This is a genomic window from Cellulophaga sp. RHA_52 (genome assembly GCF_007827205.1).
GTDB classification, from domain to species: domain Bacteria; phylum Bacteroidota; class Bacteroidia; order Flavobacteriales; family Flavobacteriaceae; genus Cellulophaga; species Cellulophaga lytica.
In genome coordinates, this window is record NZ_VIRZ01000001.1 from 3,647,564 (window position 1) to 3,668,685 (window position 21,122).

The following is a 21,122-nucleotide window of genomic DNA, read 5'->3' on the forward strand; positions in this document are numbered from 1 at the left end:
AGTTGAATTAGGTTGTTTATTTAGAGTATAACTCGACGATTAGTTGTTCCTTGATATTCTCTGGAATCTGAACTCTTTCTGGAATAGATACATATGTACCTTCCTTCTTTTCAGAATTCCAAGTAATCCACTCGTATACTCGACTGTTAGCAGCCAATGCATCTTGTATAGCAGATAATGATTTAGATTTTTCTCTAACACCTACAACATCTCCTGGCTTTAAAGAATAAGATGGTATGTTTACCAATTCTCCATTTACAGTAATGTGACGGTGAGAAACTAATTGTCTTGCCCCTCTTCTTGAGTTAGAAATACCCATTCTGTAAACAACGTTATCTAAACGAGATTCACATAACTGAAGTAAAACTTCACCAGTTACTCCTTTACTACTGTTTGCTTTTGCAAATAAGTTTCTAAATTGTTTTTCTAAAATTCCGTAAGAATATTTAGCTTTTTGCTTCTCCATTAATTGGATAGCATATTCAGATTTTTTACCACGACGTCTGTTGTTACCGTGTTGTCCTGGAGGATAATTTTTTTTCTCAAAAGACTTATCTTCTCCAAATATCGCTTCTCCGAATTTACGTGCGATCTTAGTTTTAGGTCCTGTATATCTTGCCATTTTCTAAAATTTTGAAAGTGAGATTATGAATTAAGGCTTATCCTTCGATAATCGTAATTACACTTTCTGTGAAATGCCCTTAGGGCTATTAATTTAATTAAACTCTTCTTCTTTTTGGAGGTCTACAACCGTTGTGTGGTAATGGAGTAACATCAATAATTTCAGTTACTTCAATTCCTGAGTTGTGAATTGCACGTATTGCAGATTCTCTACCGTTTCCAGGTCCTTTTACGTATACTTTAACTTTTCTTAGTCCTGCTTCATGTGCAACTTTTGCACAGTCCTCAGATGCTACTTGTGCAGCATAAGGTGTATTTTTCTTAGATCCTCTAAAGCCCATTTTACCGGCAGATGACCAAGAGATTACATCTCCTTTTTTGTTTGTTAAAGAAATAATAATGTTGTTAAAAGAAGCTGTTACGTGTGCTTCTCCAACAGATTCAACTATAACTTTACGTTTTTTAGCTGTTTTTGTATTTGACTTTGCCATATGATTTTAGTTTTTAGTTGTTAGTTGTTAGTATTAGAATCCTAAACTATTACATTTCAAACAGATTCAATCCAACTACTAAATACTAATGACTTTTAATTATTTAGTTGCTTTTTTCTTATTAGCAACAGTTTTTCTTTTACCTTTTCTAGTTCTAGAGTTGTTCTTAGTTCTTTGACCTCTTAAAGGTAGACCAGATCTATGACGAATTCCTCTGTAACATCCGATATCCATTAAACGCTTAATGCTTAATTGAATTTCTGAACGTAATTCACCTTCAATTGTAAACTCAGATACAGCATCACGAATACGACCTATTTCGTCATCATTCCAATCTGATACTTTAGTATCTTCACTAACTTGGGCTTTAGCTAAAATTTCTTTAGCTCTACTTCTACCTACACCAAATATATAGGTTAAAGCTATAACTCCTCTTTTCTGTTTTGGTATATCTACACCTGCAATTCTTGCCATAATTACCCTTGTCTTTGTTTAAATCTAGGATTCTTTTTATTAATTACGTACAACCGTCCTTTTCTGCGCACTATTTTGCACTCGGCACTTCTCTTTTTTATTGATGCTCTTACTTTCATCTTAATATCTATATGTAATTCTTGCTTTAGTCAAGTCATAAGGGCTCATTTCTAATTTAACCTTATCACCTGGTAATAATTTAATATAATGCATTCTCATCTTTCCAGATATATGCGCTGTTACCACGTGTCCGTTTTCTAACTCCACACGGAACATTGCATTTGATAATGCCTCAATTATAGATCCGTCTTGCTCTATCGCTGCTTGTTTAGCCATAACTTATGCTACTTTTCTATTTTTACCACTTTTCATTAAGCCATCATAATGTCTATTTAACAAATATGAATTTACTTGCTGAACTGTATCAATTGCCACACCTACCATAATTAGTAGTGATGTTCCACCATAAAACATTGCCCAATTTCCTTGAATTCCTAGCAGTTGAACAACAATAGCTGGTAAAACAGCCAGCAAAGCTAAGAAAATAGATCCGGGTAACGTAATTAATGACATAATTTTATCTAAAAAATCTGCAGTTTCTTTCCCAGGCCTTGTTCCTGGTACAAATCCACCACTTCTTTTTAAGTCATCTGCCATCTTATTTGTTGGTACAGTGATAGCAGTATAAAAATATGTGAATATTATAATTAGAAAAGCAAATAACAAATTATATGCTAATCCAAAGGGATCCTGAAAATTAACCTCAAACCATGAACCTATTGCAGAAGTATTAAAATACTTACCAATCATACCAGGCAAAAACATTAATGCTTGAGCAAATATTATTGGCATTACACCAGATGCATTTAATTTTAATGGAATATATTGTCTAGATCCAGTAATATTTTTCTCATAACCACCAGAAGCTGTTCTTCTAGCGTACTGAACAGGTATTTGACGAGTTGCCAAAACTATAAGCACAGATGCTAATATAACTAAGAACCATAAAATAACTTCTACAAGTATTAACATTGGACCACCAGTATTTTCTCCTGTTCTAGAAGCAACTTCTTGCATAAATGCCTGCGGCATTGTAGCAATAATACCAATCATAATTAATAATGAAATACCATTACCAATACCTTTATCAGTTATTTTTTCTCCTAACCACATTGCAAATACAGTACCAGTTACTAATATTATTACGGCTGGGATCATAAAATCTAATCCTTTACCTAATACAAAAGCACTATCTGGTACACCAAAAGCACCTAAACCTAACAAATAAGCAGGAGCCTGCACTATACATATAGCAATTGTTAACCATCTTGTAATTTGGTTAATTGTTTTTCTACCACTCTCACCTTCTTTTTGTAATTTTTGAAGGTAAGGGATAGCTATACCCATTAATTGCACTACAATAGATGCAGAAATATAAGGCATTATACCCAATGCAAAAACAGATGCCTTGGCAAAAGCCCCACCTGTAAATGCATTTAATAAACCAAATATACCTTGTTCTGTACCCGATTGTAAATTACCCAATTCCTGAGAGTCTATCCCTGGTAGTGCAATTTGAGCACCAAAACGGTATACTAATAGTAAAGTAAGCGTAATAATTATTCTGTTTCTTAACTCTTCTATTTTCCAAATATTGGATATGGTATCAAAAAATTTCTTCATCTTCTGTTTAGTGATTAAAGACTTATTGCTTCTCCTCCAGCAGCTTCAATAGCTTGCTTAGCAGATGCAGTAAATTTGTGAGCAGAAATCTTAAGTGAAGCTTTTAACTCACCACCACCTAAAATCTTAACCAAATCATTTTTCCTTACTAATCTATTCTCTACTAGAGTTTCAAAAGTAACTACATCTTTTATAGCTCCTTTTTCAACCAACCCTTGTAGTTTGTCAAGATTAATACCTTGGTATTCTTTTCTATTAATGTTTGTGAAACCAAACTTAGGCACACGTCTTTGCAACGGCATCTGTCCACCTTCAAAACCAATCTTCTTAGAGTAACCAGATCTAGATTTAGCACCTTTGTGCCCTCTAGTGGCAGTACCACCTTTACCAGAACCTTGTCCTCTACCTACGATTTTACCTGCCTTATTAACAGCACCTTCTGCAGGTGTTAAATTACTTAAATTCATCTTGATAAATTTATAATTAAGCTTCTTCAGTAGAAACTAAATGTTCAACTTTATTTACCATACCAAGGATATTTGGCGTAGCCTCATGCTCAACAACTTGACCAATTTTTCTAAGCCCAAGAGCCTCTAAGGTTCTTTTCTGTCTTTGAGTCTGTTTAATATTACTCTTAACTTGCTTTACTTTAATCTTTCCCATTGTATCCTATTTATCCTTTAAATACTTTTTCTAAAGATACTCCTCTTTGATCTGCAATTGTTTTTGCATCCCTAATTTGTAATAAAGCATCAAAAGTTGCTTTTACTACGTTATGAGGGTTAGAAGATCCTTGTGATTTTGATAATACATCATGTACACCAACTGCTTCTAATACAGCTCTTAAAGCTCCACCAGCAATTACACCTGTACCGTGAGATGCAGGCTGAATGTATACACGTGCTCCACCAAATTTACCTTTTTGCTCGTGAGGTATAGTTCCTTTGATTAGAGGGATTCTAATTAAATTCTTTTTTGCGTCTTCAACAGCTTTTGCTATAGCAGTAGCAACATCTTTAGATTTTCCTAAACCGTGTCCTACAACACCATTTTCATCTCCTACAACAACTATAGCAGAAAAACCAAAAGCTCTACCACCTTTTGTTACCTTAGTAACTCTTTGTACACCAACCAGACGATCTTTTAAATCTAATCCTCCTGGTTTAACTGTTTCTACGTTTTTATATTTTTGGTACATAATATATTAGAATTTAAGTCCGCCTTCTCTAGCACCTTCTGCTAATGATTTAATTCTTCCGTGGTATAAGTTTCCACCTCTATCAAAAGCAATAGTCTCTATACCAGCTTTTAAAGCCTTTTCAGCAATAGCTTTACCAACTTGGTTTGCTATTTCTATTTTAGTTCCTTTTGCATCTAGCTCTTTATCTCTTGATGAAGCAGCAACTAAAGTAGTTCCTGCATTATCATCAATAATTTGAGCGTAAATTTCTTTATTACTTCTAAATACAGCTAATCTTGGTCTAGTTGCAGTTCCAAATGAAACTTTTCTAATCCTTCTCTTGATTCTGTATCTTCTTTCAGTCTTTGATAATCCCATATTGCTAATTATTAAGCTGATTTACCTGCTTTTCTTCTTAATATTTCTCCAACAAACTTAATACCTTTTCCTTTGTATGGCTCTGGCTTACGGAAAGCTCTTATTTTTGCCGCTACTTGACCTACTAATTGCTTGTCAAAAGATGTTAATTTTACAATTGGATTCTTTCCTTTCTCAGAAACTGTTTCCACTTTTACTTCTGGAGCTATGTCCAGAACTATATTGTGTGAAAAACCAACAGCCAAATCTAATTTTTGTCCTTGGTGGCTAGCTCTATAACCTACACCAACCAATTCTAATTCTTTAGTCCAACCTTTAGAAACCCCTTCAATCATATTAAAGAATAAAGCTCTGTACAAACCGTGCTTAGCTTTATCACTCTTATGTTCTGAATTTCTCGTTACAATGATTGATCCTTCTTCTATTTTTACTGAAATTCCTGAAAACTCTTGAGTTAATTCACCCAATTTACCTTTCATAGTAACTACATTATCGTTAACCTCTACGGTTACACCCTCAGGAATTGTTACTGGATTATTACCTATTCTAGACATTATTCTTATTCTTTATAGATTAATAAACGTAGCATAAAACTTCACCACCAACTTTTTCTAACTTAGCTTGCTTGCTAGTCATAACTCCATGAGAAGTAGAAACTATAGCGATACCTAAACCGTTAAGTACTCTTGGCAAGTCTGAAGAACCAGCATACTTACGTAAACCTGGCTTACTTACTCGTTGTATTTTTTTAATTACAGGCTCTTTAGTTGCTTTATTGTATTTCAAAGCAATTTTAATTGTACCCTGTACTGCGTCTTCAATGACTTTATAACTTAAAATATATCCTTGATCAAATAATATTTTAGTTATTTCTGTTTTTAGATTTGAAGCAGGAATCTCTACCACTCTGTGACCTGCACGACTGGCATTTCTAACTCTTGTTAAATAATCTGCTATAGGATCTGTTACCATTTAAAATAATTTGCGGTGACGGTTTTTAACTTTTTTTGTTAAACCTGAAACCAATTTATATTGATTGTTTATTGTTTACCAACTTGCTTTTTTAACCCCTGGGATTAAACCATTGTTAGCCATTTCTCTAAAAGTTACCCTAGAAATACCAAAAGTTCTCATATAACCTTTTGGTCTTCCTGTTAACTTACATCTGTTATGCATACGAACAGGTGAAGCATTTTTTGGTAATTTTTGTAATGCTTCATAATCTCCAGCTTCTTTTAAAGCTTTTCTTTTCTCAGCATATTTTGCAACTGTTGCCGCTCTTTTTCTTTCGCGGGCCTTCATTGATTCTTTAGCCATACTAATTCTTTTTAAAAGGTAATCCTAAATGAGTTAATAATGATTTAGCTTCTTTATCAGTCTCAGCAGTAGTTACAAATGTAATATCCATACCATTGATTCTATTAATCTTATCAATGTTTATTTCTGGAAATATAATTTGCTCTGTAATACCTAAGTTATAGTTTCCACGACCATCAAAACCTGTAGCCTTAATACCTTGAAAATCTCTAACACGTGGCAACGCACTTGTAATTAACCTATCTAAAAACTCATACATTCTCTCACCTCTTAACGTAACTTTAGCACCAATTGGCATTCCTTTACGTAATTTAAATGAAGCAACATCTTTTTTAGACATTGTAGAAACTGCTTTTTGACCAGTGATAAGTGTTAACTCATCAATAGCGTGATCTATAAGCTTTTTATCTGCAACTGCAGCACCAATACCTCTACTTAAAACTATTTTAGTAAGTTTTGGCACCTGCATAACGTTTTTGTACTCAAACTCTTCTGTAAGAGATGAAACAATACGCTCTTTATATTCTTGTTTTAATCTTGGAGTGTAAGTCATAATTAAATTACTTCATTAGATTTTTTAGAAAATCTCACTTTCTTACCATCTCTTACTTCATAACCAACTCTTGTAGTTTCTCCTGATTTAGGATCAATTAAAGATAGGTTAGAAATGTGTAATGGAGCTTCCTTTTTAACGATTCCTCCTTGAGGATTGTTTGCGCTAGGCTTTTCATGCTTAGATACCATATTAGCACCTTCAACAATTGCCTTATTTTTTTCACGGTCTACACTAACAACTTTACCTTCTGTACCTTTATGGTCTCCAGCTATAATTCTTACTGTATCTCCTGTTTTAATTTTTAACTTCATCATTTTTCTGAATATTAAAGTACCTCAGGGGCTAATGAAACAATCTTCATGAATTGCTTATCACGAAGCTCTCTTGCAACAGGTCCAAAAACACGCGTACCTCTCATTTCACCCGTTGGGTTTAATAATACACACGCATTATCATCAAAACGAATGTAAGATCCATCTTGTCTTCTTACTTCTTTCTTTGTTCTTACAACCACTGCAGTTGAAACAGCACCTTTTTTGATACCTCCGTTTGGAGTAGCATCTTTAACAGACACTACTATTTTATCTCCAACAGATGCATATCTTCTTTTTGTACCGCCCAATACACGTATAGTCAAAACTTCTTTTGCCCCTGTATTGTCTGCCACTTTTAGTCTAGATTCTTGCTGTAACATATTATTTAGCTCTTTCTAAAATTTCCACCAATCTCCAACACTTAGTTCTACTCAATGGACGAGTCTCCATTATTTTTACTGTATCACCAATATTGCAATCGTTTGTTTCGTCGTGCGCAACATATTTCTTTGTTTTTAACACGAACTTACCGTACATAGGGTGCTTAACACGCTTAACTTCTGAAACCACAATTGATTTCTCCATTTTGTTGCTAGTAACAACTCCTACTCTCTCTTTTCTTAAATTTCTTTTTTCCATAAAGCAGAACCAATTATTGGTTATCCCTTTTAGTTAATTCAGTTGCTAGTCTAGCCACCGTTCTTCTCGTCTTTCTGATTTGAAGTGGATTCTCCAAAGGTGTAACAGAATGTGCTAATTTTAAATCGCCATACTGTTTTTTGTACTCAGCTAATTTATTTTTTAAATCTTCAACTGATAATTCTTTTACTTCTGATTGTTTCATGATTCCTTAAATTATAAATTAAGCTGAATAATCTCTAGCAACAATAAATTTAGTCTTTACCGGTAATTTTTGAGCCGCAAGACGTAAAGCCTCTTTAGCGATGTCCATAGGAACACCTGCAATCTCAAACATAATTCTACCTGGTTTCACAACAGCAACAAAATATTCTGGAGCACCTTTACCTTTACCCATACGTACTTCTAATGGCTTTTTAGTAATAGGCTTGTCCGGAAATATTTTTATCCATAACTGTCCTTCTCTCTTCATATATCTAGTAGCAGCAATACGAGCCGCCTCTATCTGACGTGAAGTAATAAACTTAGAATCTAAAGATTTTATACCGAACATACCGTTAGAAAGCTGATGCCCTCTTTGCGAAAGTCCTTTCATACGGCCTTTCTGCGCTTTACGAAATTTGGTTCTTTTTGGTTGTAACATTTCTCTATCTCTTTAAATAATTACTTTCTACGACGTTGTTTCTTAGGCCCCTCATTTCTTCCACCTTTGCCCTGTCCTTTAGACATACCAACTAATGGAGAAAGTTCTCTTTTACCATAAACCTCACCTTTCATAATCCACACTTTTATACCTAATCTACCATAAGTAGTATGTGCTTCATTTAATGCATAGTCTATATCTGCTCTAAAAGTAGACAATGGAATTCTACCATCTTTGTAAGCTTCAGAACGCGCCATCTCAGCACCGTTTAATCTTCCAGAGATTTGAATTTTTATACCTTCTGCATTCATTCTCATTGCTGCAGCAATTGCCATTTTTATAGCTCTTCTATAAGAAATTCTATTTTCAATTTGACGAGCAACACTAGCAGCTACAAGATTTGCATCTACTTCTGGTCTCTTAATTTCAAAAATATTAATCTGAACTTCTTTACTAGTAATCTTCTTAAGCTCCTCTTTTAACTTATCTACTTCCTGCCCACCTTTACCGATAATAATACCAGGTCTAGCAGTAGTAATAGTTACAGTTACAAGCTTTAAAGTACGCTCTATAATAACTCTAGAAACACTAGCTTTTGCTAAACGAGCATGAACATACTTACGTATTTTATCATCCTCTGCTAATTTATCTCCATAATCATTTCCACCATACCAGTTAGATTCCCAACCTCTGATGATACCTAGACGATTCCCGATTGGATTTGTTTTTTGTCCCATAGTAATGTCTTAGCTTTGAGTTTTATTGTTAGATTCTAAAACCAATGTTACGTGGTTAGAACGTTTTCTAATTCTATGTGCTCTTCCTTGTGGCGCAGGTCTTAACCTTTTTAACATTGCCCCACTATCTACTCTTATTTCTTTAACAATAAGATCAGCTTCTTCAATATCAGCATCTTCATTTTTAGACTGCCAGTTAGCTATAGCAGAAAGCAATAACTTTTCTACCCTTCTTGAAGCTTCTTTTTGACTAAACTTTAATATAGCCAAAGCTTTTTCTACCTGTACACCTCTAATTAAATCTGCAACAAGACGCATTTTTCTTGGCGAAGTTGGACAGTTGTTCAACTTTGCAAAAGCAATCTTTTTCTTTTCAGCCTTAATTCTTTCGGCCATCTGTTTTTTACGAACTCCCATAGCTTACTTTTTTCCTTTGTTCTTCGCACCAGCATGACCTCTAAAAGATCTAGTTGGTGAAAATTCTCCTAATTTATGCCCTACCATATTCTCTGTTACATAAACAGGAACAAATTGTCTACCGTTGTGTACTGCTATAGTTTGACCAACAAAATCAGGAGTAATCATAGAAGCTCTAGACCAAGTCTTAATAACCGCTTTTTTACCCGACTCAACATTTTGTTGAACTTTTTTCTCTAAACTATAATGAACGTAAGGTCCTTTCTTTAGTGAACGTGCCATTTTTTTCTAATTTTATTTCTTTCTACGTTCTAATATATATCTATTTGTATCCTTAGTTTTAGAACGAGTTCTAAATCCTTTAGCAGGAATACCATTTCTTGATCTTGGATGACCACCTGAAGCTCTACCTTCACCACCACCCATTGGATGATCTACAGGGTTCATTGCTACTGGTCTTGTTCTTGGTCTTCTACCCAACCATCTACTTCTACCCGCTTTACCAGATACAAGTAATTGGTGATCAGAATTTGATACCGCTCCTATCGTAGCCATACAACCCGCTAAAACTAATCTAGTCTCACCAGATGGCAACTTAACAGTTACAAATTTTCCATCCTTTGCCATTAACTGAGCAAAAGTACCTGCACTCCTAGCCATTACAGCTCCTTGTCCAGGACGTAGTTCTATACAAGAAATAATTGTTCCTAAAGGAATAGCACTTAATGGTAAAGCATTCCCTATCTCTGGCGAAGCAGATTCACCAGAAGAAATCTTCTGACCTACTTCTAAACCGTTTTGAGCAACAACATATCTCTTTTCACCATCAGTATACTCTACTAATGCAATAAAAGCTGTTCTGTTTGGATCGTACTGAATAGATTCTACAGTCGCAACAACACCTTGTTTATCACGCTTAAAATCAACTACACGATACCTTCTCTTATGACCTCCACCTTTTTGGCGCATTGTCATTTTCCCCTGACTGTTTCTACCTCCAGACTTTTTTAACGGAGCAAGTAAACTTTTCTCCGGCTTATCAGTAGTAATCGCGTCAAATCCGTTTACTACTCTAAATCGCTGTCCTGGAGTGATTGGTTTTAATTTTCTAACTGACATTCTTTGTCTTTATAGATTATTATAAAAATCAATTATATCTCCTTCTACCACGTCAATAATAGCTTTCTTATAACTATTAGTTTTTCCGTGCTGCACACCTGTCTTAGTGTGACGTGTTTTACGCTTTGGTCCGTAAATCATTGTTCGAACATCTTTTACCGTAACCCCATAAGCCTGCTCTACAGCATCCTTAATTTGGATTTTATTGGCATTTAAATCCACAACGAAACCATAACGATTATATAACTCGCTATCAGCGGTCATTTTTTCCGTAATTATTGGCTTAATTAATACACTCATTGCTTTTCTATTTGTTTAAGTTCGATACAATTCCCTCCAATGCACTCTCACATAACACTACACTTGAAGCATTAAGTATTTTGTAAGTGCTTAATTCTGAGTTAATTACAACTTCGGAACGCTTTAAATTGCGCGATGACAAATATACATTATTATTTGAATCACCCAACACAATTAAAGATTTTTTATTTTCAATACCTAAAGACTTAAGAACTTGTGTAAATTCTTTCGTTTTTGGAGCATCAAAATTAAAGTCTTCAACTACTAAAATTGCGTTCTCATTTTGTTTAATACTAAAAGCAGATTTTCTCGCTAAACGCTTAACGTTTTTATTTAATTTCTGCTTGTAATCTTTAGGGCGAGGACCAAAAATACGACCACCACCTCTAAAAACTGGAGACTTAATACTACCCGCACGAGCAGTACCTGTTCCCTTTTGCTTCTTTATTTTTCTTGTACTACCAGCAATCTCAGCTCTTTCCTTTGACTTGTGGTTTCCTTGCCTCTGATGCGCTAAATACTGCTTAACATCTAAATATACAGCATGCTTATTAGGCTCTATTGCGAATACCGAATCAGAAAGGTCTACCTTTCTACCCGTATCTTTTCCTTTACTATCTAAAACTGCTACTTTCATTACTTCTGAATAGTTACGTAAGCGTTTTTATGACCAGGAACACAACCTTTTACTACTAAAAGATTTTTTTCTGGAACTACTTTATAAACTCTAAGGTTTTGAACAGTGACTCTTTCACCACCCATTCTACCTGCCATCTTCATACCCTTAAATACTCTTGCAGGATAAGAAGCAGCACCAATAGAACCAGGAGCTCTTAATCTGTTATGCTGACCATGCGTAGCCTGACCAACACCTCCAAAGCCATGTCTTTTAACAACACCTTGAAAACCTTTACCTTTAGATGTACCAACTACATCTACAAATTCACCTTCTACAAATTGATCAACACCTACAGTGTCACCTAATTTGTACTCACCTTCAAAATCTTGGAATTCAACGACTTTTTTCTTAGGAGAAGTACCTGCCTTTTTAAAATGACCCATTTGAGCCTTATTAGCACGCTTTTCTGCCTTGTCATCGAAACCAAGCTGAAGGGCATTATACCCGTCAACCTCTTCGGTTCTGACTTGGGTAACAACACATGGTCCAGCTTCGATTACTGTACATGGAATATTTTTTCCATTTTCATCAAAGATGCTGGTCATGCCAATCTTTCTTCCAATTAACCCAGACATATTTATTAATTATTAATTATTAATTACTTGTTTACTACTTAACTTTTTGACAAAAAAACAGGGTCAAAAATAACTCAACCCTGAATTTATTTTTTCCGTCTTTCCATCGCGAAACGCTCAGGACATGTCATCTACTTCATCCAGAAGCAGACATAGATACTTAAACTTTAATCTCTACCTCTACACCACTTGGCAACTCTAACTTCATTAGAGCATCAATAGTTTTAGAAGAAGAACTATAAATATCCAATAATCTTTTATAAGAACTTAACTGAAATTGCTCTCTAGATTTTTTGTTTACGTGCGGTGAACGCAATACCGTAAATATTTTCTTGTGAGTTGGTAACGGAATTGGACCCGTAATAACCGCTCCAGTAGTCTTAACCGTCTTTACAATTTTCTCAGCAGACTTATCCACTAAATTGTGATCGTAAGATTTTAATTTTATTCTAATTTTTTGACTCATTTTACTAAATTTAAGCGGTTGCTCCTTTTGCTGCTTTTATTACTTCTTCAGATATATTAGATGGAGTTTCTGCATAGTGAGAAAATTCCATTGTAGATGTTGCTCTACCAGAAGATAATGTTCTTAATGAAGTTACATAACCAAACATTTCAGATAATGGAACTTCAGCTTTAACAACCTTAGAACCAGCTCTATCATCCATACTACTAATTACACCTCTTCTTCTATTTAAGTCACCTACAATATCACCCATATTTTCCTCTGGAGTTAACACCTCCATTTTCATAATAGGCTCCATTATAACAGCACCAGCAGCTTTACCAGCAGCTTTATAACCCATTTTAGCAGCTAACTCAAAAGATAATGCATCAGAATCCACTGGGTGGAAAGATCCATCTTTTAGAACTATTCTCATAGTATCCATTTCATAACCAGCTAAAGGACCATTCTTCATAGCGATTTCAAATCCTTTTTGCACAGCAGGTATAAATTCTTTTGGAATACGACCACCTTTAATCTCATCAACAAACTGAAGACCTTCACCTTCGAAATCAGAATCCACAGGACCCATTTCAAAAACAATATCACCAAACTTACCACGACCACCAGATTGTTTTTTATACGTCTCTCTATGGTTAGCAGTTTTTGTTAACGCTTCTTTATATTCTACCTGAGGCTCACCTTGATTAACCTCAACTTTAAATTCACGCTTTAAACGATCAACAATAATATCCAAGTGAAGCTCACCCATACCAGATATAATTGTTTGACCAGAAGCCTCATCCGTTCTTACTGTAAATGTTGGATCTTCTTCTGCAAGCTTTCCTAAAGCCATACCTAACTTATCAACATCAGCTTTAGTCTTAGGCTCAACAGCTATACCAATTACTGGATCTGGGAAATCCATACTTTCCAATACAATAGGATTTTTTTCATCAGACATAGTATCACCAGTCTTAATATCCTTAAATCCTACAGCCGCACCAATATCTCCTGCTTCGATATAATCAATAGCATTTTGCTTATTTGAGTGCATTTGGTAAATACGAGAAATACGTTCTTTTTTTCCAGATCTATTATTTAAAATATAAGAACCTGCATCTAAACGACCAGAATAAGCTCTAAAAAAGGCTAAACGACCAACAAAAGGATCTGTAGCAATTTTAAACGCTAATGCAGCAAATGGCTCCTTAGCATCCGGCTTACGCGTAACAGATTCACCAGTATCTGGATCCGTACCCACAATATCATCCTTATCCACCGGAGAAGGTAAATATCTACATACAGCATCTAATAAAAACTGTACTCCTTTATTTTTAAATGAAGAACCACAAACCATAGGAATAATTGCTCTATCCATAACAGCAGCTCTTAAAGCAGCATGAACTTCCTCCTCTGAGATTGAATCTTCATCCTCAAAAAATTTCTCCATTAACTCCTCATCATATTCAGCCACAGCCTCTATTAAAGCAGCTCTATACTGCTTCACTTCAGCTTTCATCTCTTCAGGAATATCAACAACATCAAAAGTTGCCCCAAAGTTCTCATCATGCCAAACAATAGCTCTATTCTTTGCTAAATCAACAATACCTCTAAAATCAGCCTCATCACCAATTGGCAATACAATAGGAACCGCATTAGAACCCAACATTGTTTTTACCTGACCACAAACCTTTAAGAAGTTAGAACCCTGACGATCCATTTTATTAACAAAACCAATACGCGGAACCTTATAGTTATCAGCTAATCTCCAGTTAGTTTCTGACTGAGGCTCAACACCATCAACAGCACTAAATAAGAAAACTAAACCATCTAAAACACGTAAAGATCTATTTACCTCAACAGTAAAATCTACGTGACCCGGAGTATCAATAATATTAAAGTGATAATCTTTAGTCTCTGGTAATGGCTTTGCATTTTCCATTGGAAACTGCCAAGTACAAGTAGTTGCAGCAGAAGTAATTGTAATACCTCTTTCCTGCTCCTGCTCCATCCAATCCATAGTAGCAGCACCATCATGCACTTCTCCTATTTTATGACTAACACCCGTATAAAATAAAATACGTTCAGTTGTTGTTGTTTTACCAGCATCAATATGAGCTGCAATACCTATATTCCTTGTATATCTTAAATCTCTTCCCATTACTATTAGAATCTAAAATGTGAGAATGCTTTGTTTGCTTCAGCCATCTTATGAGTATCTACTCTCTTTTTAACAGCAGCACCTTCCTCTTTAGCAGCAGCTAAGATTTCAGCAGCTAACTTCTGAGCCATTGATTTTTCATTTCTCTTACGAGAATAACTAATCAACCACTTCATAGCTGTAGATATTTTACGATCTGGTCTAATCTGCATTGGTATTTGAAATGTAGCACCACCAACTCTACGACTACGCACTTCTACGTGAGGCATAACATTAGATAACGCTTCCTTCCATAATTCCAAAGCCGACTTTTCCTCGTCAGTATTTTTTTCATCTACAATTGCAATTGCATCATAGAACACCTTAAAGGCTACAGATTTTTTACCATCCCACATCATCATATTAACGAAACGCGTCACTAATTGATCATTAAATTTTGGATCCGGTAAAAGAGGCCTTTTTTTCGCCTGTTTTTTTCTCATTTCTTCTCTTTAAAAGTGTTAGTTAATTACTTCTTAGGGCGTTTAGCTCCATACTTAGACCTACGCTGAGTTCTTCCAGCAACACCTGCTGTATCCAAAGCACCTCTAACGATGTGATATCTAACACCTGGTAAATCTTTTACTCTTCCGCCTCTTACTAATACTATCGAGTGCTCTTGTAAATTGTGACCCTCACCCGGGATGTAAGCATTTACTTCTTTTCCATTTGTTAACCTAACCCTTGCAACTTTACGCATTGCAGAGTTTGGTTTCTTTGGAGTAGTTGTGTAAACACGCGTACAAACCCCTCTTCTTTGAGGACACGAATCCAAAGCAGCCGATTTACTCTTCTTAGTAATTGAGACCCTTCCTTTTCGTACTAATTGTGAAATTGTTGGCATACTATATTTATATGTATATAAATTTTTTCCCTTCTTTTAAGGGCGGCAAATGTAGTAATTATTTATTAAAATTCAAATAGTTACACATTAATTTTATTTTTTTTCAAGAAACACTCTAGACAAAATCAAATTCATTTACAAAAAAACAACTTCAAATATCATCAACAAAAACAAAACAAAGTATCAATTGCTAATTATTATTTAACATTTGTTAATCCTGAAATTAAGCTTGAATGTTAAAAAAAAGCTAATTATATTTTTTTAATTAACATTAATTTAAGATTTTTGAAATCGACTAATTCAAAACTCATAAAAATGAAGACAAAAAAAAGAGGAATCTTAACGCTATTATTAGCGTTTATTGTGCACTTATCATTTGCACAACAAAAAACGATTTCTGGTACAGTAACCGATCAAGATGGTTTACCTCTACCAGGAGTTAACATCCTTGTTAAAGGAACTAAAATAGGAACTCAAACTGGATTTGATGGCGAGTATACTATAGCGGGTAATGTTGGTCAGGTTTTAATCTACACCTACATTGGACAAAAAGAAACCACTAGAGCTATTGGGACAAACAACGTCATTAACGTTCAAATGGAAGAAGATGCAGAAGCGTTAGATGAAATTGTTGTTACTGGTGTTGCCAGAGGTACATCAACTAAAAAACTGGGTTTTGCGCTAAGCAAGGTAAGCGAAGAGAGTTTACAAAATGTTCCTGCGGCTGATCCTGCAAATGCCCTAAGAGGTAAGGTTGCTGGTGTAAGAATCGTTAGTCCATCTGGAAACCCTTCTTCTGATGCTTCAATTAGATTAAGAGGTTCTACATCTATATCTGGGTCACAATCACCTTTAATTATAGTAGATGGAATTATTACTGATGGATCTCTTAAAGATATAGCTGTTGAAAACATCGAATCTATGGAGGTTATTAAAGGTGCTGCCGCATCTTCTCTTTATGGTTCATTAGCCGGTAATGGTGTTATTCAAATCATCACTAAAAAAGGGCGTGGAAAAATGCAAGTAACTGTTAAAACAGAGTATGGTTTCTCTGAAATTGCTAATGATTACGATTTATCATCCGTACACCCATATAAAAATGACTCACAAGGAGTTAGAATGGGTGATTGGGATAATGACCCGTCAACTCCAGACACTAGCAACTACGGTTTTGATTTATCTACTGGAAACAGAGTACTAGATGATGATGCGGTTTTTGACAACCCATACCTAACTAACAACATAAACAATGTTGATAATATTTTTACTAACCAACCTTTTGAAACCAATACTGTTTCGATTGGTGGATCTAAAAATGATATTAACTATTTTTTATCTGCCCAAAGAAATGAGACAAAGGGTATTATAGAAGGTTTAGACCCATACAAAAGAAATAACTTTAGAGCTAACTTTGATGTTAAAGCCTCTGATAAGGTTACTGTTAAATTTAACGGATCATTAGCGCAAACAAAAGGTATTAATGTAACTGAACAAGGACAAGGTGCCAATGTATTTTATAGTGGCCTGGTTGTAGAGCCTTTTATTAACTTACAAGAAAAAACAGCAGATGGCGAATACTCTAACGTACCTAGCGGTTATGAAGTACAAGGTTCTAATTTCCAAAACCCTCTTTATGTGCTACAAAATAGAAGAGATGGGTTTGATAGACAAAGAATGTTATTAGGAGCTTCTTTGAATTATGACATAACAGATAATTTTAGCTTTTCTGCACAACAAAGTTTAGATCAAACCATATACTCATACAAGGGAATAGTAAAATCAGGATTTATTACACCTACACCAAGTCCTACACTTAACAATGGTAGCATAACTTTAAACGAAAGTAAAACAAGTACTTTAGTATCGTCAATGCAATTAAATTATTTTACAGAACTTTCTCCTGATTTGAATTTTGCAGCGAGTTTAAAATACTTGTTTGAAAACAGACAATTTAAAAGTTTAAACACTTCTGGTTACGATTTTATAGCAGCTCAAGGTGTTGAAACAATACAAAATACTCCAATTGACAATAGAAGTGTTTCTTCTTATTACCAAAAAGAAATTGCTAAAAACTATTTTGTCAATGTTGATTTGGATTATAAAGACAAGTTAATACTTAATGGTTTAGTTAGGTTTGATCAATCTTCTTTGTTTGGTAGCGATGAAAGAAACAAAATGTACTACAGAGGATCATTAGCATATAGATTATCGCAAGATTTAGACATTAACGGAATAGAAGAATTCAAATTAAGAGCTGCTTATGGTACTGCTGGTCAAAGACCTCCTGCATTTAATGCTCAATACGAAACATTTACTGTTAATGCAAACTCAATAGTACCTGGTGCTTTAGGTAATACATTTTTAAAACCTTCAGAAACTAGAGAATTAGAGGTTGGTTTGGATATTGATTTCTTAGACAGATTTTCTTTCTCTACCAGTTATGCAGACACAAAAACTATTGATGCAATGATTCAGGTACCATTATCTGGTGTTGCAGGTTTCTCTACTCAATGGCAAAATATTGGTGAAATTTCTAGCAAATACATAGAAATGTCTTTATCTGGTAATATCATTAAGAACAAAAATTTCTCATGGGATTTCCAAGTTAATTTTGACAAGGGAACACAAGAGATAACTGACCTAAATGGTATTGCTCCATTTACGAGAAATACTAACTCTGCAATTGACATTTTTAGAGTTGAAGAAAATTTACCATACGGTACTATGTTTGGACAAACTTTTGCAAAATCTACAGATCAACTAATAACAGATAATTCTGGAGCAGTATTAAATGGTACGCAAGGAGGAACTGTAAGTGATTACTCTGTAAACAGTGATGGTTTTGTTGTTTTAACAAGTGCAATTGGTACAGCAGATGAAGCTCCTGTAAAATTATACGATGAAGCTTCAAATTCAGATTTAATATCAAAAATAGGTGACACCAACCCTGATTTCAATGTAGGTTTTTCATCTTCTTTTAAATATAAAAACTTAGGATTATATGTATTAACAGATTGGCAACAAGGTGGTGATATATACAACTACACTAAGCAACTTTTATACTTTAACGAGAGACATATTGACTTACAAACATTTGGAGCTGCTGGCAAAAACCAAAATTACGCTCAAAATATATACAACAAATCAGATCCAACTGATCACTTTGTAGAGGACGGTTCTTTCGTAAAAATTAGAGAAATATCATTAGACTATACTCTAACAGGCGAACAAATGAATATTGATTTCATTGATAGTATTAAATTCGGAATAAGTGGTAGAAACTTATTTACATGGACAAACTATACAGGATGGGATCCTGAAGTTGCAATAGGTCAAAACCCAACTAACTTTAGATTAGATGAATTTGCTTATCCTAACTTCAGAAATTATTCTTTCACATTTATGATTAAATTTTAAAAAAGAGAAAAATGAAAAGATTAATATACAAAATAACGTTATGCATCATTTCCAGCGCAATTTTTACCAGCTGTGAAGATTTAGATGTAGAAAACACGAACCAACCAGATCTAGTTCAAGCACTAGCAAGTGCAGACGACGTTAAAAGTTTGCTAGACGGTTCTACAACAAATGCCTTTACACATTTAATAGGGTTTACAGGTATTTATATGAATTTAATGGCTGATCAAACAACAACGACTAATGCTTATTTAAGTTTTTGGAATTTTGCAAATCAACCTAGAGTACAAATAAACAACAGTAGTACAAATGCTGATTTAGGCTCACACGTAGGGTCTAACTGGTCTTCATTAAACAATTACATATATAGCGCTAACACAGTTATTGACTTAATTGAGTTTAAAGGAAATACTATGATTGTTGATGATGTAGATAAAACTCAAGAAATGTTAGCAACAGCATACTTTGTTAAAGGCTTATGTCAAGGCTACATATCTTTACTTTTTGATAAAGCATATATAGTAAATCCTGATACAGATTTAGCCGCTTTAGAGTTTAAGACTTACAAAGAACTTAATGATGTTGCCATTCAGAATCTAGATACTGCTATCTCTTTAGCTCAAAGCGATTCTAGTATATCGTTAAAAATACACAATGCATATACTATTGACAATGCTACTTTTATTAAGCTAGCAAATTCTTTTGCTGCTAAAATATTAATTAACTTACCTAGAACTAAAGCAGAAGCTAGTACAACGGATTATAACAAAGTACTTACATATGCTAACAAAGGGATTACAGAGGATTTTAACCCTCCTACAGATGGCGGTTATCAATTTTTTAACAATATGCAAGACTGGTCTACTTATACTTTAAGTGATGGTGCTGGTTATTTGCCTACTGATATTAAAATTGCTTCATTATTTGATGAAACATATCCTAAAGATTATCCAACAGATGCTTCAGTAACACCTGAACCTGCAAATTCTTCTGACCCAAGATTAGATGAATATTTTGAATATGTTACTGCGTTTGGCTTCTTAAGAGAGTCTAGAGGTAGAGAATTATTTACAAACTACAGACATCGTAGGTATTTCACTAACAATGATAGAGGAACAGATCCTGGTTTATCTACAGACATATTTCACACAGAAGAACTAGACTACATAAAAGCAGAAGCAACATTATATGCATCTGGTGCAGGTGCCGCTAAAACTATACTAGACAATTCTGTAAGATTTACTAAAGGTGGCATAACAACTGGAGGTACACCTGAAGAAATTGAAAAAGCATTGTTTTATGAATATTCTATAGAACTAGACTTAGGTAGCACAATAGGTACTCAATGGATGTTTATGAGAAGACACGATTTATTACAAACCGGAACTCCTCTACAGTTTCCTGTACCTGGAACAGAATTAGAAATCACAGGAGATCAATTATATACTTTTGGAGGTGAATCTAATGGTTCCCAAGAAGGAACTGCTGATGGAAGTAACTCTTGGAACGGAAATTAAAAATTAATGATTACGGAGTTAATAAAAACTCAAAAGCTCCGTAATTTTCAACTTTTAGATATGTTAAAAAAACAACTAAAAACTATTATAACATTAGTAACATTATCACTGGTTTTTAGCTGTACTAATAATACAATAAAAAAATCCAATAACATTATATCTATAAATTACCCTGAAAGTAACTTATTTAAAATAAAAGATGGTAACTGGATTATTATAGATGACATAAAAGTAACACATAAGAATAACATTGAAAAAGTAAATAATTTTTCAATACCCTCTTACAGTTTTACAAGCTTAAAAGTTGAAGGCAAAACATTAACAGAAAAAGCAAATACTATTGATATGGGAATGCATTTGTACAATGTATTAAAACATAGCAATAAATATATTTTTCACAATAAAGCTGAAATTTTAATTAATGGTAAAATAACTTTTAGTAGAAAAGACAAAAAAAAAATACTCATTGAGTATAAAAAAAATTACCCAGTAAATATCAGCTTTTAAATGATTTTATTTTTTAATATTTGAGTAGTAACGAAAAAAGTCTTTGAAGAAATTCAAAGGCTTTTT

At 34.2% G+C, this 21,122-nt stretch carries 33 protein-coding genes; 3 read left to right on the plus strand and 30 right to left on the minus strand.

The genetic code is table 11. The annotated features are described in order from the left end of the window. Window positions 1-16: 16 nt before the first annotated feature. From rpsD to rpsL, 30 genes are all read right to left on the minus strand, one after another. The gene (gene rpsD / locus JM80_RS15975; RefSeq protein WP_013621736.1) at window positions 17-622 is read right to left on the minus strand and encodes a 30S ribosomal protein S4; all 606 of its coding nucleotides are present in this window, start codon (window positions 620-622) and stop codon (window positions 17-19) included. Window positions 623-719: 97 nt separating this feature from the next. Next, window positions 720-1,112 (minus strand): 30S ribosomal protein S11, encoded by a 393-nt coding sequence (gene rpsK, locus JM80_RS15980; protein ID WP_013621735.1) that lies wholly within the window; start codon window positions 1,110-1,112, stop codon window positions 720-722. A gap of 99 nt (window positions 1,113-1,211) precedes the next feature. Continuing rightward, on the minus strand, window positions 1,212-1,586 hold the full coding sequence (gene rpsM, locus JM80_RS15985) for a 30S ribosomal protein S13 (protein ID WP_013621734.1): 375 nt from the start codon (window positions 1,584-1,586) through the stop codon (window positions 1,212-1,214). 2 nt (window positions 1,587-1,588) lie between these two features. Next, window positions 1,589-1,705 (minus strand): type B 50S ribosomal protein L36, encoded by a 117-nt coding sequence (ykgO, locus tag JM80_RS15990; RefSeq protein ID WP_013621733.1) that lies wholly within the window; start codon window positions 1,703-1,705, stop codon window positions 1,589-1,591. A 1-nt stretch (window position 1,706) separates the two neighbouring features. Next, on the minus strand, window positions 1,707-1,922 hold the full coding sequence (gene infA, locus JM80_RS15995; RefSeq protein ID WP_013305172.1) for a translation initiation factor IF-1: 216 nt from the start codon (window positions 1,920-1,922) through the stop codon (window positions 1,707-1,709). A 3-nt stretch (window positions 1,923-1,925) separates the two neighbouring features. After that, window positions 1,926-3,269, minus strand: a complete 1,344-nt coding sequence (secY, locus tag JM80_RS16000; protein ID WP_013621732.1) for a preprotein translocase subunit SecY — start codon at window positions 3,267-3,269, stop codon at window positions 1,926-1,928. A gap of 14 nt (window positions 3,270-3,283) precedes the next feature. Next, on the minus strand, window positions 3,284-3,736 hold the full coding sequence (gene rplO, locus JM80_RS16005) for a 50S ribosomal protein L15 (RefSeq protein ID WP_013621731.1): 453 nt from the start codon (window positions 3,734-3,736) through the stop codon (window positions 3,284-3,286). A 16-nt stretch (window positions 3,737-3,752) separates the two neighbouring features. Continuing rightward, the gene (gene rpmD, locus JM80_RS16010; protein WP_013621730.1) at window positions 3,753-3,932 is read right to left on the minus strand and encodes a 50S ribosomal protein L30; all 180 of its coding nucleotides are present in this window, start codon (window positions 3,930-3,932) and stop codon (window positions 3,753-3,755) included. A 10-nt stretch (window positions 3,933-3,942) separates the two neighbouring features. Beyond that, window positions 3,943-4,467 carry a 30S ribosomal protein S5 gene (rpsE, locus tag JM80_RS16015; RefSeq protein ID WP_013621729.1) on the minus strand — a complete coding sequence of 175 codons (525 nt, stop codon included), beginning with the start codon at window positions 4,465-4,467 and terminating at the stop codon, window positions 3,943-3,945. A gap of 6 nt (window positions 4,468-4,473) precedes the next feature. Beyond that, window positions 4,474-4,827 carry a 50S ribosomal protein L18 gene (rplR, locus tag JM80_RS16020; protein WP_013621728.1) on the minus strand — a complete coding sequence of 118 codons (354 nt, stop codon included), beginning with the start codon at window positions 4,825-4,827 and terminating at the stop codon, window positions 4,474-4,476. A gap of 11 nt (window positions 4,828-4,838) precedes the next feature. After that, on the minus strand, window positions 4,839-5,381 hold the full coding sequence (rplF, locus tag JM80_RS16025; protein ID WP_013621727.1) for a 50S ribosomal protein L6: 543 nt from the start codon (window positions 5,379-5,381) through the stop codon (window positions 4,839-4,841). Window positions 5,382-5,400: 19 nt separating this feature from the next. Beyond that, window positions 5,401-5,799 (minus strand): 30S ribosomal protein S8, encoded by a 399-nt coding sequence (rpsH, locus tag JM80_RS16030; RefSeq protein WP_013621726.1) that lies wholly within the window; start codon window positions 5,797-5,799, stop codon window positions 5,401-5,403. Between the two features lie 75 nt (window positions 5,800-5,874). Continuing rightward, complete coding sequence (gene rpsN / locus JM80_RS16035) at window positions 5,875-6,144, minus strand: 30S ribosomal protein S14 (RefSeq protein WP_013621725.1); 270 nt, start codon at window positions 6,142-6,144, stop codon at window positions 5,875-5,877. A 1-nt stretch (window position 6,145) separates the two neighbouring features. Continuing rightward, window positions 6,146-6,697 (minus strand): 50S ribosomal protein L5, encoded by a 552-nt coding sequence (gene rplE / locus JM80_RS16040; RefSeq protein WP_013621724.1) that lies wholly within the window; start codon window positions 6,695-6,697, stop codon window positions 6,146-6,148. A 2-nt stretch (window positions 6,698-6,699) separates the two neighbouring features. Then, window positions 6,700-7,014: a 50S ribosomal protein L24 gene (gene rplX / locus JM80_RS16045; protein WP_013621723.1), complete on the minus strand. Its 315-nt coding sequence runs from the start codon at window positions 7,012-7,014 to the stop codon at window positions 6,700-6,702. An 11-nt stretch (window positions 7,015-7,025) separates the two neighbouring features. Further along, window positions 7,026-7,394: a 50S ribosomal protein L14 gene (gene rplN, locus JM80_RS16050; protein WP_034642780.1), complete on the minus strand. Its 369-nt coding sequence runs from the start codon at window positions 7,392-7,394 to the stop codon at window positions 7,026-7,028. A gap of 1 nt (window position 7,395) precedes the next feature. Further along, entirely contained in the window at window positions 7,396-7,653 is a 258-nt protein-coding gene (gene rpsQ / locus JM80_RS16055) for a 30S ribosomal protein S17 (protein ID WP_013621721.1), read from the minus strand. Between the two features lie 13 nt (window positions 7,654-7,666). Continuing rightward, a complete protein-coding gene (rpmC, locus tag JM80_RS16060; RefSeq protein ID WP_013621720.1) occupies window positions 7,667-7,858 on the minus strand; it encodes a 50S ribosomal protein L29 in 192 nt (63 codons plus the stop codon). 18 nt (window positions 7,859-7,876) lie between these two features. Beyond that, a complete protein-coding gene (gene rplP, locus JM80_RS16065) occupies window positions 7,877-8,296 on the minus strand; it encodes a 50S ribosomal protein L16 (protein WP_013621719.1) in 420 nt (139 codons plus the stop codon). A 20-nt stretch (window positions 8,297-8,316) separates the two neighbouring features. Further along, complete coding sequence (rpsC, locus tag JM80_RS16070) at window positions 8,317-9,033, minus strand: 30S ribosomal protein S3 (RefSeq protein ID WP_013621718.1); 717 nt, start codon at window positions 9,031-9,033, stop codon at window positions 8,317-8,319. Between the two features lie 9 nt (window positions 9,034-9,042). Further along, entirely contained in the window at window positions 9,043-9,450 is a 408-nt protein-coding gene (gene rplV / locus JM80_RS16075) for a 50S ribosomal protein L22 (protein WP_013621717.1), read from the minus strand. A 3-nt stretch (window positions 9,451-9,453) separates the two neighbouring features. Beyond that, window positions 9,454-9,732 carry a 30S ribosomal protein S19 gene (gene rpsS / locus JM80_RS16080; protein WP_013621716.1) on the minus strand — a complete coding sequence of 93 codons (279 nt, stop codon included), beginning with the start codon at window positions 9,730-9,732 and terminating at the stop codon, window positions 9,454-9,456. 12 nt (window positions 9,733-9,744) lie between these two features. Beyond that, window positions 9,745-10,569 carry a 50S ribosomal protein L2 gene (gene rplB / locus JM80_RS16085; protein WP_013621715.1) on the minus strand — a complete coding sequence of 275 codons (825 nt, stop codon included), beginning with the start codon at window positions 10,567-10,569 and terminating at the stop codon, window positions 9,745-9,747. Between the two features lie 9 nt (window positions 10,570-10,578). Next, the gene (gene rplW, locus JM80_RS16090; protein WP_013621714.1) at window positions 10,579-10,869 is read right to left on the minus strand and encodes a 50S ribosomal protein L23; all 291 of its coding nucleotides are present in this window, start codon (window positions 10,867-10,869) and stop codon (window positions 10,579-10,581) included. Between the two features lie 7 nt (window positions 10,870-10,876). After that, window positions 10,877-11,506, minus strand: a complete 630-nt coding sequence (gene rplD, locus JM80_RS16095) for a 50S ribosomal protein L4 (protein WP_013621713.1) — start codon at window positions 11,504-11,506, stop codon at window positions 10,877-10,879. Then, on the minus strand, window positions 11,506-12,123 hold the full coding sequence (gene rplC / locus JM80_RS16100) for a 50S ribosomal protein L3 (protein WP_013621712.1): 618 nt from the start codon (window positions 12,121-12,123) through the stop codon (window positions 11,506-11,508). Before rplC ends, rplD begins: the two co-directional genes overlap by 1 nt. Before the next feature lie 160 nt (window positions 12,124-12,283). Then, window positions 12,284-12,589: a 30S ribosomal protein S10 gene (gene rpsJ / locus JM80_RS16105; RefSeq protein WP_013621711.1), complete on the minus strand. Its 306-nt coding sequence runs from the start codon at window positions 12,587-12,589 to the stop codon at window positions 12,284-12,286. A 10-nt stretch (window positions 12,590-12,599) separates the two neighbouring features. Then, a complete protein-coding gene (fusA, locus tag JM80_RS16110) occupies window positions 12,600-14,732 on the minus strand; it encodes an elongation factor G (protein ID WP_013621710.1) in 2,133 nt (710 codons plus the stop codon). Window positions 14,733-14,737: 5 nt separating this feature from the next. Continuing rightward, window positions 14,738-15,214 (minus strand): 30S ribosomal protein S7, encoded by a 477-nt coding sequence (gene rpsG / locus JM80_RS16115; RefSeq protein WP_013621709.1) that lies wholly within the window; start codon window positions 15,212-15,214, stop codon window positions 14,738-14,740. 26 nt (window positions 15,215-15,240) lie between these two features. After that, window positions 15,241-15,615, minus strand: coding sequence for a 30S ribosomal protein S12 (rpsL, locus tag JM80_RS16120; protein ID WP_013621708.1), 375 nt, complete (start codon window positions 15,613-15,615; stop codon window positions 15,241-15,243). Window positions 15,616-15,930: 315 nt separating this feature from the next. Here rpsL and JM80_RS16125 point away from each other — a divergent pair, with 315 nt between their 5' ends. The 3 genes from JM80_RS16125 to JM80_RS16135 are packed head-to-tail and all read left to right on the plus strand — an operon-like array spanning window position 15,931 to window position 21,056. Then, the gene (locus JM80_RS16125) at window positions 15,931-19,032 is read left to right on the plus strand and encodes a SusC/RagA family TonB-linked outer membrane protein (protein WP_144711061.1); all 3,102 of its coding nucleotides are present in this window, start codon (window positions 15,931-15,933) and stop codon (window positions 19,030-19,032) included. An 11-nt stretch (window positions 19,033-19,043) separates the two neighbouring features. Then, the gene (locus JM80_RS16130) at window positions 19,044-20,549 is read left to right on the plus strand and encodes a RagB/SusD family nutrient uptake outer membrane protein (RefSeq protein ID WP_144711063.1); all 1,506 of its coding nucleotides are present in this window, start codon (window positions 19,044-19,046) and stop codon (window positions 20,547-20,549) included. A gap of 60 nt (window positions 20,550-20,609) precedes the next feature. Next, entirely contained in the window at window positions 20,610-21,056 is a 447-nt protein-coding gene (locus JM80_RS16135; protein ID WP_141103699.1) for a hypothetical protein, read from the plus strand. Window positions 21,057-21,122 lie beyond the last annotated feature (66 nt).